Consider the following 15937-nt stretch of genomic DNA (forward strand, 5'->3'; position numbering starts at 1 on the left):
AAAAAAGTCGAGAACGGATTATATCAGTATGATATAATCAAATCACTTCATGCATGAAGGGCGAGGGATGTTCATGGATTACTTTCTGGTCATATGGTCGGTTACTGTATTTATTGAAAACCGGATTGAGTCGGGTTTCGACTATGCAGAGTTGGAAAAGTGCACAGGCTTCTCACTCTCACATCTTCGGGCGATCTTTGCCGGGCTGACGGGTACTTCACTGTCGCGCTATATCTTGGAACGCAGGGTATCGCATGCGGCCTTCGACTTGATCCACAGTGAGAAAAGCATTCTGGACATCGCCGTTCAATACGGGTTTCAAAATCCTGACACCTTCACACGCGCTTTCAAGCGCATCACGAACAGAACGCCGCAAGAGTTCCGAAAGCAGAGGCCACCGGTCGGAAACATCAAACTCTGCGCGGGGGTCTTCGGCGTCTCGGAAAGGATTTTAAGCATGGAGATTAAACCGAAAAATACGCAGGACAGCACAGTTTTATACGGCGTTCCGAAGGTCGGCTACGGCGTCTACGGCTGCACGCCGTTCCCGATCTGCCTCAAAGGAGCGGCAAACTATCTCGGCGAGGACGTCGATTACGATTATGCGATGACGGCGAGCGGTGCGGCGTTCCGATTAACCTGGGACGAGACCTGCTGGAACGGCGGGAATGTCGATGTCCTGCTTGCGTTTGACGATCCGATCATGGCTTTTAAAAAGGGAATCGAAGTCCTTGGTCGGGAATTCACAATGTTGTGCAAAGGCGAATTCTTCAGGAACGATGAGAAAAATTCCGAAGTTAAATCGAACGCAACGAAAGAGGAGTTTATCAACTTTATCAGAGAGCAGATCGACAAGGGTTCGCCTTGTATCGGGCTCGGGTTCATCGGCCCGCCGGAGGCCTGCCTGATCACCGGTTACCGCGATAACGGCAAAACGCTGCTTGGGTGGAACTTTTTTCAAGACAGCCCCGAATTCGCAACGCAGGTGAAGTTCGACGAGTCAGGCTATTTTATCACCGACCGCTGGTGGGAAAACGCAGGCACTTATGCCGTGATGTCACTCGGTGAAAAAGTCAAAGCCCCGATGCCGCTCAAGGAACTGGTTCATAACGCCGTCACCGTGCTTTCGGGCAGAAAATACGGCGATTACGCAAAGGGTATTCTGGCATACGAGACCTGGAAAAAGGCGATCACGGATGAGAGCCAGTTCCCGAAAGATTTGATCATGCCGCTGCTCGTCGAGCGGCTGATGTGTCAGGGTGACGGGATGGACTGCCTTGCAGACGGCAGGGATAATGCGGCGAAGTTTTTTGCAAAGCAAGCCGAAAAAAATCCCGGGCAGCCGCTGTTTGCGGAGATTGCCATGCAATTCGGAATTGTGAGAGACGGTGCGTTTGAGATGTATAAGACGCTCGGCGGTTGGTGCCGGGACGAAAAGCAGCTCAAGGCGTTGGCACAACCCGAAACCCGCCGCAAGCTCGCAAAATTGATCGATCGCTGCAAAGCCGCCGACACCGAGGCGCTTGCATTGCTCAAAAAACTTGAGCAGGTACTTTGAAATATCCGTTTAAAATCGATATCCCCCGGGAAAATCCGGGGGATATTTGCTGTTAAAAATCGTATTTCATACCGTCGTATGCAACGATGAAACCCTCTTTTTCGGCGATCGGAGCCATATCATCATAAAGCGCCGCTTCGGCGTTGTGCGAAAAATGGTTGAGGCAGAATACGGTGTTGCCGTCTGCCGCACCGCGTTCTTTCAATGTTTTGCGAAACCGCAGATTTCGCTCAAAATTCATATGGCCGCGGTATTCGATCGGCTTTAACCCCTCGGTGCAATCCATCGACACAAAATCAAAGCGCCAGCCCCTGTTTTTAATAAAATTCCAAACCGCGTCTTCAAAAATATCGGTGTCGTGGGCATAGAACAGGGTCTTTTGCCCGTGTTCGATCACATAGACATAGGGGTGGTCGGTACCGTGGACGGCTTCGAGCGGTGTGATCCGGTAACCGTCCGCTTCAAAGGTGATGCGGGGTGCGACAATATGCACACGAATGAGGTTCGGGTTGCTTTCGGGCAGCTTGACGATATATTTTTCCATATCCGGCAAAATGTCCTCCGAACCGTAGATGTCCAGGGGTTTGCAGTCGTCGATATGGGCAAAACCGGGTCGGCGCATCGCGAAGTCGGCGGGGTAGAAATGATCGCCGTGGGTGTGTGTGATGAGCAAGGTGGAAATGTGTGCGTAGTCGATATTGCAGTTGCGCATATGCATAAACGAATCCGCCGGCCAGTCGATGAGGATTTTATCGTCGATGAGCGTTTGCGAGCGGGAGCGGATGTTGTGTCCGCCGAGAAGCCGTGCGCGGCGGCAGTTTTCACAATGGCAAAACAGCGCGGGCAAGCCCTCCGCAGCCCCGGTTCCGAGATATTGAATCTGCATGAATGATCGTCCCTCCGTCTTTTGTTACGGGACCATTTTGCTCTTGATCTGCTTTTTTGTCAAGGGCGTTTTTTATCGTGTATAAGATTCAAATTCTTCTGCTGACCCGTAAAACACATTCATATCGATGTATTTTTCATCACCCCGATAGCCGTCCAGCCGTTCCCGATTGGTATACTGCCAAAAGGTCCAATCCCGGTTGTCCGAGAGGGTTGGGGTTGTAATGACATTGCGGATCCAAATGTCATAGCCGTCGAAGCGATCCGCGATATACAGCTGATAAGATTTTTCGGTGGCATATAGAATCGGTTTCAATCCGTAATATGCTTCAAGTTTCTGCAAAAGGGCGGTTAACTCTGTTTCAACGGTCTCGGCATCGGGGGGATTTTTCTCTTTGTCCCCGTAAAACTCCACGTCGACTACGGGCGGCAGCATATTTTCGATGATCGGAACGGTTTTGATAAAGTTGTCGGCCTGTGTGCCGCCTGAGCTGTCATAGCTGAAAAAGTGATAAGCGCCTACACGCAGCCCGTATGCCGCCGCTTGTTTGTAATTATCAGCAAAATATGCATCGGCATAGCTGCTGCCCTCGGTGGCTTTGATAAACGCAAACTGAATATCCTGACCTGCAAGCGTTTCCCAGTCGATTTCGCCTTGATATGAGGATACATCCACTCCGCGCACCGAATATTTTTGTGCAGTTGCTCCGTTTAAAATAATAACGCCGTTATAAATCAATATACAGAAAAGTAAACCGATTGAAATGACAGCGGCGGCGGTGAAAATTAAAACTCTTTTTCGTTTCATGGTTACACCTTTAGATTTTAATGCTTTTAAAAAAACTTTTTCTGCCATGTGGTTTAACTTGCTTTATAATATCGTATGTTCATTTAAAAGTCAAATTGTGGGTTATGTTCATGTTTTTTTCAAACTTGACAAAAAGCGGCCTCTAAAATAGAATAAAATTGATATAATAAGAGGTCTGCCCGAGAAAACAGCAGGGAGGAACGTATCATGGAAGCCAGCCCTTTGGAACGTATGATCAATGCCGATTGGACGGCGTACAGAACGGATTTACAATTTGAGATTCGGTTTTTCGGCACTGACGGCACGGTATATGAAGGCGACGGATTTCAGGTTCCCGCCTGCACAAGAGGGAATTGGGCGTTTTATCTCACCAACAACGGCATGGATATCCAAGCGCCTTTGACGCTGGAACTGTACGCTTTGAATATTGCGTTTGCCGTAAAAACACAGATGGTTGATGTCTGGCAACAGGACTATCTCTCTTTGGCTCAGGGAGATGCGGAAAAATGGGAACTCGACCCGACGTTTTCGGGTTTCTTCAAGGCAGTGCGCCTGACGCTGAAAACGGGTTGTTTTGAATCCGGAGAACAATTGATCGTAGCGCTGGGTTCGCCCGAAAATCCCTGTGAGACCTATTGGACTGCCACCGATGCGTTTATCGTTCTTGAAGCCGTCACGGAAAACGAGCGGCAGTTTGTCGGCAAAAAGCCGTTTGAATTTTCGATTACAGCCCGCAGCCGGCCGACCATAGCGCGGCTGCTGTTTCCCACCTGCGTAAATCTTGATTCGCCGTTTCGTGTGACCTGCGGGGTTTTTGATCTGTGCGGCAACCTCTGTGAAGAATTCACCGGCAGGTTGAAAATAACGCTTACTGACGCGGTAAAAGGGCTGCCGGAAGAACTTGTGTTTTTACCGGAGGACAAGGGCAATAAAGTCATCGAAAATGTGCGTATTACAACGCCCGGCGTATACCGCATCGCCGCGTCGTTGCCGAACGGCAGGTCGTTTGAATCCAATCCCTGCGTGGTGGGAGAACACGATTTTAATATTTATTGGGGCGATCTGCACGCCCACGGTTACGGGGATTCCACGATGCATCTGATGCATATGAACACGAAAAAAGTAAATCCGCTTTCGCGGCATCTTCAAGCCAGAGACATCGGTCGGTTCGACTTTTCCGCCGTGGGTCCGATGTCTTTTCCCGCAACCGATCGGGAATACATATGGGATTTATATAAAAACGCCGTGACCGAGACGGAAAAAGAGGGCTGCTACATCCCGTTTTTGAGCTATGAAGCCCATCCCGCCGACGAGGACAGAACCGTGATCTATCAAAACGCCGACGAACCCGTTCCGCCCGATATGCGCACGGACATGAAGCAGCTGATGAAAACGCTGTATCCCCGTCGGGATGTTTTGATGGAATGTCATATCGGCGGCGCCACACCGAAATGGGAGCATTTCCGCCCCGATCGGGAAGATCTCGTGGAGATCAGCAGCGCATTCGGCAACGCGGAATGGCTTTTGCACCACGCCCTGTCTTTCGGATACCGTCCGGCGGTTTGTGGGTGTTCCGACCTGCATTTGGGACTGATGGGCGGACCGCGGGCAGTGGAGATGTCGCGTGGGCGGTTCGGAAAATCTTTAAACCGGCGGGACTGCGCCTACGGAACCGGTCCGATCACCGCCGTATACGCGCAAAAATTGACGCGGAACGGTCTGTTCGACGCCATGAAAAATAAAACCACTTATGCCACCGACGGCAATCGGATTTATCTGTCGGTGCTGTTGGACGGAAAGCTCCCAGGCAGTGAACTGACCGAAAAATCCTCTTATCAATTGCAATGCAGATGCCACGGAACGGAGGTCATCGAAAAAATTGACGTGATTTCGGGCGAACGCGTAATTTTCAGCTGGAGCCCCGACACGCTTGATTTTGTCGGGGAATGTACGATTGAGAATTTGCCCGCCGATTTCGTCTATGTTCGGGTGAAGCAAACGAACAAAAGCTATGCTTGGACGACGCCTTTTTATATCAACGAGACCTGTCCGCATTGGAACGACGGGGACGATTTTGACGAGTCGAAAAAAGCCGAAGCCGCAAAGTATCTGAAGTCGCTTCAAGATTACTTACGTCTAGAGGAAGATGCGGTGCTGTTTGAAAATATCGAGCCGGTGGGAATTTTGCATGAGACGCTGACCTCCTGCGCGGTGTTCCGCTGCCGGTATAAAGGCCGGTATGAGATGATGCTTAAATGGTATCACGAATTTGACCGGCCCAAGCTTCGTCTGGATTGGGGCAGTTCCTACTGCGGAACGCGCGACGACGAGGCGGTTTATCAGTGAAAAACGCGTTGTTGTTTATTTTAAAATACATTGTAAGCGATATTAATTTTAAAAACCACCGTAAATAAAGTGCCACCAATACGGCCAGATAACTTCCGATGCACTTCCGGTAGTTGACCAAATGGTATTCCATCTTGTTTCCGTCCATTTTCCGTTTATTTTAGCAAAAGTTAAGACATCAGCGCCGCTCATGTTTTTTGATACATAATAAACTTTTGCCGAATTGTCGGAGCATTCCAAAACTTTAAAATATTCCATATCTCCAAGCATTGTATTTGAGGAGTAGGCATATTCAAAGTCGGAATAATATTTCCATGTCAAGTAATCACATTTTATAAGTGAAGTTCCCCATGTAAAAAAGAACGCGCCATAAAAAAGAGCAATTATTATTAAAATAATGAATGGAGAAGCGTTACTTTTTGTTTTCAAATAGATCACTCCTACGTTTTTTTGTTTGCAATCTCGTGAATCCGAGTTTGCGGATTACTTTTTGCATGGCATCATTATCTTCTTCCGTCCTTATGGTGGCTGTTTTGTTTTGCGATAAAATATATGTAAGAACAAATAAGCACAGTTGATAGGCATATTCGTGATTTCTGAATTCTTTGACAGTTCGGACGTCGGCGATCTCCCAGAAATCCTCCGAATATTTTTCCGCACAAGCGCGGGCGACCATTTTATTGTCGGTAAAGATACCGCAATATACCGTCTTTTCCAGATATGCGGATTCTCATATGGATTTTTTCGCAGATTTTCTGCCCGCATAATGCAAGGTGTTCGGCAAAAATGTCGTAATCGTCTACGGTTAACCAGCGGATATCTGATTTGCTGCCCCCCGTATCTATGGCACCGTTTTTCACAACTGACATATCTATTATACACCATCTTGATGCTTTTGTCAATAGAATTGGGATATATTAAATAAATAATTTATAAAGTAATAAAAAATGTTTACACAATCAATTTTATGGTGTATAATGCAAGACCCACAGATCTGTTTTTAGGAGGTCAATATGTCGGTGAAATTGTATCTTAAATCGGTTACAGACTTTATCTCGAAAAAAATCAATTACTTGGAGAAGAACCTGAAAAACTATTCCAACGAGCGAAAGAACACCATCGCGCATGTGCGAAATAATATTCGCGATATCGACGGATACGAAATGGCGTTTTGGAACGACCGAAGCATGTTCCAAGACGAGATGGCGGACGGCAACGTCAAGGAACTGCGGCAATTGAAGCGGGCGCTTTATTCTCCTTTTTTCGGGAATATGCTTCTTCGTTTTGCCGGCGACGAGACCGATGGGACCTACTATATCGGAATCAAGGGTCTGTATGACGACGAAACGCTCGAACCGTTGGTGCTCGATTGGCGCGCGCCCATTGCGGGGTTGTTTTATGAAAACGAAGTGGGACCTTGCAGCTACGAGAGCCCAAACGGCAGCATCATCGACCTTGAAATGAGCAAAAAGAATCAAATCCTCGTTCGCAACGGTATTTTAGAGTCGGTCACCGATATCTCCGACCCTGTTCATGACACTATGTTGTTGGCGTATCTCAATCAAAACGCCACCCGCGAGATGAAAAACATCGTCGCTTCTCTACAATGTGACCAAAACCGAATCGTGCGCATCAATCCCAAACAATCTGTCTTTTTGTTTGGGCCTGCTGGCTCGGGCAAAACCTCCATCGCACTGCACCGCGCTGCCTTTTTGCTTTATAAAAACGAACGGCTGCAATCCGATCAAATCGTTTTCATCTCTCCCAAAAAGCATCTGCACCAATATATTTCATGCGTTTTGCCCAGCTTGAACGAGGACAATATCCGCCTGCATACATATGAGGAGCAACGCTCTTTGATCTTAAAAGGAGCTGAAATCGGAAGTCCGGATTGTTCTGTAAAACTCGGTATTCCCGAGCAGTTTGCAGTCGTCTCTTCACTCGGGGAGTTCGCCCAAACGCTTGAATCGGAGTGCTTTTTGCCGACCGACATTGTACTTGACGAATGCACTGTGCCCAAAGAGGAAATCGAACGGTTGTTTTTTACCGAATACAAACATTTGCCGCTTTTTTCACGGCTGCGTCCCGTAAAAAAAGACATCAAACGAAATTTCAGCGGCTTTTTTCATCAAAAATCCAAGCGTGACTTTTTGGCATCGGTCAATTCGGAAACGGAGCGGATGCTCACTCCGCTTACGCTGCAGCAGGCATATGATCGCTTTCTGCTCTGGCTTTACTCCGAAAAGAATATCAAAACCGATATGACGGGTGTTGATCTAGATATCGCCGCATTGCTGCAGCACACACTTTTTCGCTCTATCACCGCTGACGATGCGCATTATCTGATTATCGACGAGATGCAGGACCTCACTTTGCTTCAGCACGCCGTTATGAACTGCCGGTTCAACTGCCCGTTTTTGATAGTCGGGGATATCAACCAGTCCCTCAATTATTCGGATGATGAGGTGGGATATATACAGCGTGTGTACCGTCAAAAAGCCGAGAATATCACGCTTTACCGCTGTTATCGCTCGACATATGAGATTGTCGAGTTCAGCAAAACCATTATCCGAAACCAAAAAATCGAGGGTTTTCAACGCCATGGCGATCCGGTTGAAGTCCATCATAATGTCGAGTTGGGCGGGCTGCTCAAGCATGAAATTGATTCAAAACGGTGGAACACCATTGCTGTTATCACACCCGATTCGGCAAGCTGCGAAAAGGTCGCGGCACAGCTTTCCCGAAATTACACCGTCGGCAAAAATACGATTGAAACCGAGAGCGACGTGTATGTATATGCGCTTGACAAGGTGAAAGGTCTCGAATTCGACTGCGTGTTGGTCTGCGAGTCCGAACATGAGGTCTATCGGCAGGAACGGGGTGAAAATAATTTGTATATCGCCGTAACGCGTGCCTTGCACAAGTTGATATTGTCATAAATATATTGACATTATCAGTTTATTGGTATATAATGCTGCCGTTGGAGGTGAGCCCAATGGCTTTGAGCGATACCATCAGAATTCTTTTAATCAAACGCGGAAATATCTCCGAGGCGGAATTGGCCCGCCGCCTTGGGATCAGTCCCCAGAGCTTAAACGGCAAAATGAAACGCGATAACTTTTGCGAGAGAGATTTGCGGGAAATTGCCCGTGCGCTGAACTGCGAACTCAATATAAATTTCACATTGACCGATACAGGTGAGAAAGTATAGGGTACAATACGCCGTTGCCTGCGTTATTCGTGTGTGAAAAATCAATTTGATAAATCGCCGCCGCCCTGAACGGGCGGTTTTTTATTGACTTGATTTTTTATGGGTTATTCTATATGATATAAGGGAACTGTTTAAAAAAGGAGGGCTTACCATTCCTAAAAGACCGAATCTGTTATTTTTGATGGTGGATCAAATGCAGGGCAAGGCGCTCAAAGACCCCGCGTGCATCACGCCGAATTTTGACGCCCTCATCGACAGGGGCGTCTGTTTTGAAAACGCATATGCCCCGAATGCGGTTTGCTCTCCTTCAAGGGCCTCGTTGATGACGGGTCTTTTGCCGCATAATCACGGCGTATTGCATGTGATACATTTGGTTGATGACGATCAAAGCGTGATCAGAGATCAGTATCCGCATTGGGTAAAGGGACTCAAAGAATCGGGATATCAAACGGCCTATATCGGAAAATGGCACGTCGAGCGGAGTGAGAACCTCAAAAAATACGGATGGGATCACTATATCCCGACGACAAATGTCAAGACCCCGTTGATAAAATCAAGGTATATCAAAGAGATGGAGGGGTATCCTCCATGCCTTTTATACGGCGTGACCGATATGAAACCGGAAGAAAGGTCATTCGGCATCAGCGTAAAGCATGCGCTGGACAGTTTGGAACGCCTGTCCCAAACGGATGACCCCTGGTGCCTTTTTGTCAGCACAGAAGAACCCCATGATCCGTATGTATGCGGAAAAGACGCTTACCAATTATATAAAAACCAAAACATCACTTTGCCTGAAAATTTCAACGATACGCTGGAGGGGAAGCCGAATCTGTATAAAAGAGCGGCAAAAATATTCTCGGATTTGACGGATCAAGAAAAAACAGAGGCCAAAATTTGCTATTACGCGTCTATTACGGAAATCGATCAGCAATACGGCAGATTGCTGCAAAAACTGAAAGCGCTTGATCTGGAAGACGACACCATCGTGATTTTCACAAGCGACCATGGCGATTTTTTAGGTGCGCACGGGCTGTATCAAAAAAACATTTCAGCGTTTGAAGAAGCGTATAACATTCCGATGATCCTTGCGGGGCCCAAAATCAAACCGCAGGGCATTTTAAAAGCGCGTGTAGGGATTCATGATCTTTATCCGACTATTTTGGAACTGATGGGTTGCCAAGCGGAAAAATACCCCGATTCCAATTCGTTTGCCGATCTGCTCTGCGGCAAGGGCGATCCGGCGGAATGGGATAAAGGATTTGCCGAATATTTCGGCGGCAGAATTATATTGACCCAGCGCGTGGTCTGGGATAAGCAGTGGAAGTATGTTTTCAACGGGTTTGACGACGATGAACTGTACAATCTTGAAGAGGACCCGCAGGAGATGCGCAATCGAATCAACGACGCGGACTGCGCCGAAATCGTGAAGCATATGGTAATTTTGATGTGGAGTTATGTCAAAAAAACCGGCGATCATAGTTTGGAAAATATCAATTATCCGATTTTGCGGCTGGCCCCGTTCGGCTCGAAGATGGAGTAGGGAAGGTAGATTATATCGCAGGCAGTTTTTCTGCCTGTGGAGGGCTAAACCACAGGCCCCCGGACTGTTCCCAAAGTCCCGAAGGACTTTGGTGTGGTCCGAATTTGCTCCTTTTTAGTCGCACATCATTCAGACGCAAGCATCGCTTGCGTTACGGCCCTGGTTCGAATCCACTTTAAAATCTCATACCAAAACAAAAAGAACACCTGAAGGTGCTCTTTTGTTTTGGTGGGGGAAGGTGGATTCGAACCACCGAAACGATCACGTAACAGATTTACAGTCTGCCCCCTTTGGCCACTCGGGAATTCCCCCATACGGTATTCGGTTTTGGCGCGAGCAGAGCCCGCTGGAGCTGGTGGACGGATTTGAACCCCCGACCTGCTGATTACAAATCAGCTGCTCTACCGACTGAGCTACACCAGCAAAGCGCCGCGACGCCTGACTATAATAGCACAACCGATTTTCCTTGTCAATATTTAATGGCAATTTTTTTGTAAGTAAAATTTTCGCGTCGCTTGCATTTCACATCGAATTCCGGTATTAAAAAGTAAAAATTCATTTCCTGAAAATTCGAACGTGAACCGCTTGACAAAGAGTAAATCCGTGCTATAATAAAAAACTGTCGGCGGGAGACCGCCGCGATATATGCGCCCGTAGCTCAGCTGGATAGAGTGACTGGCTACGAACCAGTAGGCCATGGGTTCGAATCCCCTCGGGCGTGCCAAAAGCTCGGCAGAAGGCCGGGCTTTTATTCAATCGAAAAGGAGGTGAACGAAATAGGAATATGGTCCAAAATATTCGGCGCCGAAAAGCGATCAAGCGGTGAAAAACGGTCGGCAGCGGTATTTGTGGATTTTGAACACTGGTACATCTCACTCGAGAAACTGTATGGCATTAAACCGGACATCAAGAATTGGAGCAAGGAATTGAATACCAAATATGACGTCCGCGAAATGACTTTTTTTGCCGATTTTTCGGTACAGGGCATGCAGAACGAGATATCAAAAATCAGAGAAGTCACCAATATGATTGTTCAGACCCAGAATACGAGCCATTATAAAAAAGATTTTACCGATTTTATCATGCTCGATTTGATCTACCAGCGCGCCTTTGATCCCAGCAGCGCCGAAGTTTTTATCATTTTCACCGGTGACGGTCATTTTTCCTCGGCGGCACGTTTTTTAAAGAACAGATGTAACAAAGAGGTCGGGATTTACGCGGTAAAGGGTGCATTCAGCAAACAGCTGCAATCCATTTCGGATTGGAGCGTCGAAGTCGAAAAACCCCCCGTAGCCGATCCGCTCGCAACTTATTACGAGATGATTTTGAAAAATTTCAAATATCTCGAGAGTCAGAACAAAAAAATGGTTTTGTCTTTTAATAAGACCGTACAGACAATCTCAGGGATTAATCACGTTCAGTATTCAAAGGTCCAAACAGCATTAAAGGCCCTGATGAAAAAGGGATATATCTTTCAAAAGAAAGATAAGATCGACGGGAATCCGATTACGACACTTGCCGTCAACTGGGAATTGGTAAAACGCGACGGGCTTGAGCCCGCGCAAAATTAAGAGGAAGGGCGGATACTCCGCAAAAACGGAGCATCCGCCCCTCTTATTAACAAAGATATAAATATTAAAAATAGATATTCAAATTTAACGGTTTTGTCCTTTCTTTTGGAAAAAGTGATTTATCAGACAAAACTCTAAAAAGTGTGAAAGTAGCCATAACTATGCCGAAACTTGAGACCAACCTCGTACAGGGACATGTCGGAAAGCAGCTGATTCAATTTGCGCTGCCTTTTTTATTGTCTAATTTTATTCAAACTTTATATTCGGTCGCCGATATGATTATTGTGGGGCAGTTTTCCGGAACCGCCAGCATGTCCGGCGTCAATATCGGAAGTCAAGTCACGCTGCTGATCACCAATTTGGTACTCGGCCTCTCGGTCGGCGGAACGGTATTGATCGCGCAGTATTTGGGCGCCGGAAAACGGCAGGAGATCAAAGAGACCATCGGCACATTGTTTACAACACTGGGCGTTTTGGCGGTTGTGATGACCGCAGTGATGCTGGTTTTAAAGGTTCCGTTATTAAAATTGATTCAGACGCCGCAGGAGTCCTTTTCCGAGGCGAACAGCTATTTCGCCATCACGATGATCGGGACTGTTTTCATTTTCGGTTATAATGCACTCAGTGCGGTGATGCGCGGCATGGGCGACAGCCGAAATCCGTTGATTTTCGTCGCCATTGCCTGCGGTATCAACGTGATCGGGGATTTGATTCTCGTCGCAGGTTTCAAAATGGGTGCGGCAGGCGCCGCAATCGCGACCGTCATCTCTCAGGCTATCAGTATGTTCCTGTGTGTTATTTACCTGAAAAAGAACGATTTTATCTTTGACTTTAAACTCAAATCCTTCGGGTTCCATCCCGACCGTATGAAAATGATTTTAAAAATCGGGATACCGACCTCGGTGCAGAATACTTTGGTCAGCTTCTCGTTTCTGTTTTTGACAGCGTTGGTCAACACCCTCGGCGTCACGGCTTCTGCGGCGGTCGGTGCAGTCGCAAAACTGAACGGATTTGCGATTCTGCCGGCGATTGCGATGAGTTCTTCGATTTCGGCAATGAGCGCCCAGAACATCGGCGCGGGAGAGATCGGACGCGCCAAAAAGACCATGGGGATCGGCATGCTGATCTCGATGTCGATCAGTGTCGTTATTTTCGTTTTGGTTCAGCTGTTCCCGGAGGCGTTTTTGGTCCTGTTCGACAACGACCCGGAGATGATCGCAAGCGGTGTGCAGTATCTGCGCAGCTTCAGTTTCGACTATCTGCTGGTACCGTTCCAGTTCAGCTTTATGGGTTTGTTCATCGGTTCTGGGCATACGGGCTTTTCGCTGTTTTGCGCTGCGGTTGCTTCGCTGCTTGCCCGAATTCCGGCCTCGTATATTTTGGGTATTACACTCGGTTATGGGCTGCTGGGTATGGGTGCCGGCGGGCCGGTGGCGACAACGGTCGGCGCCATTATCAGTTTGATCTATTATTTGACCGGCAAGTGGAAAAAGATGACCATCATCAAAATACCTGCAAAGGAAGCATCATAATACAGAACAAAAAGACAGGTCAACGCCTGTCTTTTTTATATATTTCAGTGTTGATACAGCCATCTGCTTTGTGCTATGATGAGTTCGGTATAAAGCGCTGAAGGAGTAATCTATATGGTTGAAAACAGCAAATTGTATATGAGACACAACGGCTGGGGCTTTGTCCAAAACGGATGTTCGCTGACTTCCGGCATCTCGCTGGAGGTCGGGGGAAGGCAAATAAAATGGGAATCCGATAAGATGCGGACCGAGAATGGTATTGACCCCGTTGAAGGTGCATACACGAACTATACCGGCAGCATGGAGACTTCTGCCCTTTTACTCACACTCACAGCCCGGTATTATACCGAAGCGGGATTTATTACCCTGCAGATGAAGATCGAAAACCGTTCCGCAATGCCGGTCGTATTGGGAAAATGCACGCTCTTTTCCGGTGAAATCGCATTGGACGGCGGAAATCCGGCTGTTTTGAAACAATCGGGTTGGGTGCTGGAAAATGACGTCCGCGCTCTGCGGGAGGGGGAAAACGTCTTCTCCAAGACATTTTCTCTCCTGTTCAGCCGGGAGACCCGAAAAAGCATTCCACTGTGTTTTCTGACCTTTGACCGCGTCACGACCGCCGGAGAACTGACCCTTTCACAGGGGAAAATCACGAGCGCTCTTCATTGTGATTTCGAGGGCTTTTCGCTGTTACCCGGCGGGGTTCAAAACAGCGAAACGCTGTATATCGCAGTAGAGACCGACCCATTTGCGGCTGCTGAGCATTGGGCGGAGCGGGTTGCACGACACTATCAGCCGGTCTTCAATCCAACGCCCTCAATCGGTTGGATCGGCGGCTGGACTTGGCGCTGCGGCTTTACGCAGGAGTTGTATGAAGACCTTGTTGTCGAAAACATCGCGGCGATTGAGCAAAAACTACACGGTTTCGGCGTTAAAAACATCTGGATGAGCATCGCCAATTACAAAGACATGGTGCCGGGCAACTGGCTTGACTATAACCGCGAGCGTTTCCCGCACGGCTGGGAATGGCTTTTTGAGCGGATTCACGAAAAAAAGATGCAGCCCGGGTTTTGGATCGCACCCTTCTGGGTACCCGACAAACTTTCTCCCACCGCAGAACGGATGAAGGATTGTTTGTTAAAAAAAGATGGTGTGGCTTTCAACAACGGGTATCGGCTGGGTTACGGGCTTTCGCAGACCCTGCCGCCGGAAGAGCGGGTCTGTTTCAACGCGCTCGACCCCAGCAACCCGAAAGCCATTGCCTTTTTGAAAGAGGTCTTTACCGAACTGCACCGGTTAGGCGTGCGCTACTATATGATCGATTTTCTGCACGTCGCCTCGGGCAGCACACCCGGGCATTTTCCGTATGACGAATATTGTGATACGAGCATGGTTAAAGGTCCCGAGGTTTACCGCAATGGCCTGAAAGCCATTCGGGAGGCTGCGGGCGCCGACACCTGGCTGCTCTCCTCCACAGGCACAACGCTTCAGCATATCGGCTGTGTGGATGCCGTACGCGTCGGCCCGGACTTCGGCGAAGGACGCCCGCTGTATCGCGAGATGTTGTTTTATCCGGCCATGTTCATGGTGGACGATTTTGAATTATTGAAAAAAGTACTGTGGTCTTTCGCGGCAAGCTTTTTCACAGACCGGCGGCTTTATTATAACGACGTGTTTAACGTCATGACCGTCGATAAACCTGTTCCCCACAGCGAGGCCGAGATTGTCGCCAGCTTATTTGCACTTTCTTCGGGTCCTGTGATGCTTGGGGACGACATCGCCACCATCGACGATGAGCGGCTGGCCATGATCAAAAAGGTGCTGCCGCAGTATGACCGAAGCGCCGTCGCCGCCGATCTTTTTGACACGGATTATCCCGATTATCCTAAGGTCTTTGTGCTGCCCGTCGAAAAGGACTGGGAATCCTATGTAATCGTAGGGCTGATCAATTTAGGGGACGAGCCGCTTTCTGTTGAGCTGCCGCTTGAAAAAGCGGGGTTATACAGCGGCGAATATACCTTATTCGATTTTTGGAACGCCCGATACTGCGGCAAAATCTCGAATGATCTCACTGCTTCTGTTCCGCCGCGTTCCGTTAAAGTTTACCGGATTGCACCGGTACGCGAGTACCCGTGGTTTTTATCCACCGATATGCACGTCCTGCAAGGCGCGGTCGAGGTTGAGGATGTTTGCTGGGATGAAGACGCAAAAACCCTCACAATCACCTGCACGCGTCCCATCGGTGAAAACGGTCTTCTGTGGATTCGGATTCCGAAGGGTTGGAAACCGACAGATTACAGCGGTTTACACACCGTTAAAACCAAAACCGACGACTGCGTGATCGCCACCCGCAGGGTGGAATTCAAATCCGAGCACGAGACTGTCCGGTTCGCCTTTGAAAAAATGTGATTATAAAATAAAATTGTCATTCCGAGGCACAAAAGCGTCCCTTCGTGACGCTCTGGAGGAATCTCGGTATAATACAG

At 48.2% G+C, this 15937-nt stretch carries 11 protein-coding genes and 3 tRNA genes; 9 read left to right on the plus strand and 5 right to left on the minus strand.

Annotation, left to right across the window (positions count from 1 at the left end):
* Positions 1–73 precede the first annotated feature (73 nt).
* Positions 74–1558 (plus strand): AraC family transcriptional regulator, encoded by a 1485-nt coding sequence (locus PK629_00395; GenBank protein HOP09932.1) that lies wholly within the window; start codon positions 74–76, stop codon positions 1556–1558.
* Between the two features lie 52 nt (positions 1559–1610).
* Here PK629_00395 and PK629_00400 read toward each other — a convergent pair whose 3' ends face one another.
* Positions 1611–2444 carry an MBL fold metallo-hydrolase gene (locus PK629_00400; GenBank protein HOP09933.1) on the minus strand — a complete coding sequence of 278 codons (834 nt, stop codon included), beginning with the start codon at positions 2442–2444 and terminating at the stop codon, positions 1611–1613.
* Between the two features lie 72 nt (positions 2445–2516).
* On the minus strand, positions 2517–3251 hold the full coding sequence (locus tag PK629_00405) for a GH25 family lysozyme (GenBank protein ID HOP09934.1): 735 nt from the start codon (positions 3249–3251) through the stop codon (positions 2517–2519).
* 207 nt (positions 3252–3458) lie between these two features.
* On the opposite strand from PK629_00405, the gene PK629_00410 reads away from it, so the two are divergent.
* Positions 3459–5597: a DUF3604 domain-containing protein gene (locus PK629_00410; GenBank protein ID HOP09935.1), complete on the plus strand. Its 2139-nt coding sequence runs from the start codon at positions 3459–3461 to the stop codon at positions 5595–5597.
* 48 nt (positions 5598–5645) lie between these two features.
* Here PK629_00410 and PK629_00415 read toward each other — a convergent pair whose 3' ends face one another.
* Entirely contained in the window at positions 5646–6026 is a 381-nt protein-coding gene (locus PK629_00415) for a hypothetical protein (GenBank protein HOP09936.1), read from the minus strand.
* A gap of 584 nt (positions 6027–6610) precedes the next feature.
* Between PK629_00415 and PK629_00420 the strand changes: the two genes are divergently transcribed.
* The 3 genes from PK629_00420 to PK629_00430 all read left to right on the plus strand — a co-directional run bounded on the left by PK629_00420 (position 6611) and on the right by PK629_00430 (position 10348).
* The gene (locus tag PK629_00420; protein ID HOP09937.1) at positions 6611–8536 is read left to right on the plus strand and encodes an AAA family ATPase; all 1926 of its coding nucleotides are present in this window, start codon (positions 6611–6613) and stop codon (positions 8534–8536) included.
* Positions 8537–8592: 56 nt separating this feature from the next.
* The gene (locus tag PK629_00425; GenBank protein HOP09938.1) at positions 8593–8808 is read left to right on the plus strand and encodes a helix-turn-helix domain-containing protein; all 216 of its coding nucleotides are present in this window, start codon (positions 8593–8595) and stop codon (positions 8806–8808) included.
* 169 nt (positions 8809–8977) lie between these two features.
* Positions 8978–10348, plus strand: a complete 1371-nt coding sequence (locus PK629_00430; GenBank protein ID HOP09939.1) for a sulfatase-like hydrolase/transferase — start codon at positions 8978–8980, stop codon at positions 10346–10348.
* Between the two features lie 226 nt (positions 10349–10574).
* Here the strand turns inward: PK629_00430 and PK629_00435 are convergent.
* Positions 10575–10660 (minus strand) — tRNA-Tyr (locus PK629_00435).
* 35 nt (positions 10661–10695) lie between these two features.
* Positions 10696–10771: transfer RNA gene (locus PK629_00440), tRNA-Thr, on the minus strand.
* Positions 10772–10995: 224 nt separating this feature from the next.
* On the opposite strand from PK629_00440, the gene PK629_00445 reads away from it, so the two are divergent.
* From PK629_00445 to PK629_00460, 4 genes are all read left to right on the plus strand, one after another.
* Positions 10996–11072, plus strand: a tRNA-Arg gene (locus PK629_00445).
* Between the two features lie 43 nt (positions 11073–11115).
* Positions 11116–11919, plus strand: a complete 804-nt coding sequence (locus PK629_00450) for an NYN domain-containing protein (GenBank protein HOP09940.1) — start codon at positions 11116–11118, stop codon at positions 11917–11919.
* A gap of 161 nt (positions 11920–12080) precedes the next feature.
* Positions 12081–13451: an MATE family efflux transporter gene (locus tag PK629_00455; GenBank protein HOP09941.1), complete on the plus strand. Its 1371-nt coding sequence runs from the start codon at positions 12081–12083 to the stop codon at positions 13449–13451.
* 114 nt (positions 13452–13565) lie between these two features.
* Positions 13566–15860 carry a hypothetical protein gene (locus PK629_00460; protein ID HOP09942.1) on the plus strand — a complete coding sequence of 765 codons (2295 nt, stop codon included), beginning with the start codon at positions 13566–13568 and terminating at the stop codon, positions 15858–15860.
* Positions 15861–15937 lie beyond the last annotated feature (77 nt).

The organism is Oscillospiraceae bacterium (genome assembly GCA_035380125.1).
In the GTDB taxonomy this organism is placed as follows: domain Bacteria; phylum Bacillota; class Clostridia; order Oscillospirales; family JAKOTC01; genus DAOPZJ01.

Bases quoted from the DNA above. Each gene is read 5' to 3' on its own strand.
- PK629_00455 (HOP09941.1), top strand. From the start codon at position 12,081: ATGCCGAAACTTGAGACCAACCTCGTACAGGGACATGTCGGAAAGCAG.
- PK629_00420 (HOP09937.1), top strand. From the start codon at position 6,611: ATGTCGGTGAAATTGTATCTTAAATCGGTTACAGACTTTATCTCGAAA.
- PK629_00460 (HOP09942.1), top strand. From the start codon at position 13,566: ATGGTTGAAAACAGCAAATTGTATATGAGACACAACGGCTGGGGCTTT.
- PK629_00395 (HOP09932.1), top strand. From the start codon at position 74: ATGGATTACTTTCTGGTCATATGGTCGGTTACTGTATTTATTGAAAAC.
- PK629_00405 (HOP09934.1), bottom strand. From the start codon at position 3,251: ATGAAACGAAAAAGAGTTTTAATTTTCACCGCCGCCGCTGTCATTTCA.
- PK629_00400 (HOP09933.1), bottom strand. From the start codon at position 2,444: ATGCAGATTCAATATCTCGGAACCGGGGCTGCGGAGGGCTTGCCCGCG.
- PK629_00425 (HOP09938.1), top strand. From the start codon at position 8,593: ATGGCTTTGAGCGATACCATCAGAATTCTTTTAATCAAACGCGGAAAT.
- PK629_00410 (HOP09935.1), top strand. From the start codon at position 3,459: ATGGAAGCCAGCCCTTTGGAACGTATGATCAATGCCGATTGGACGGCG.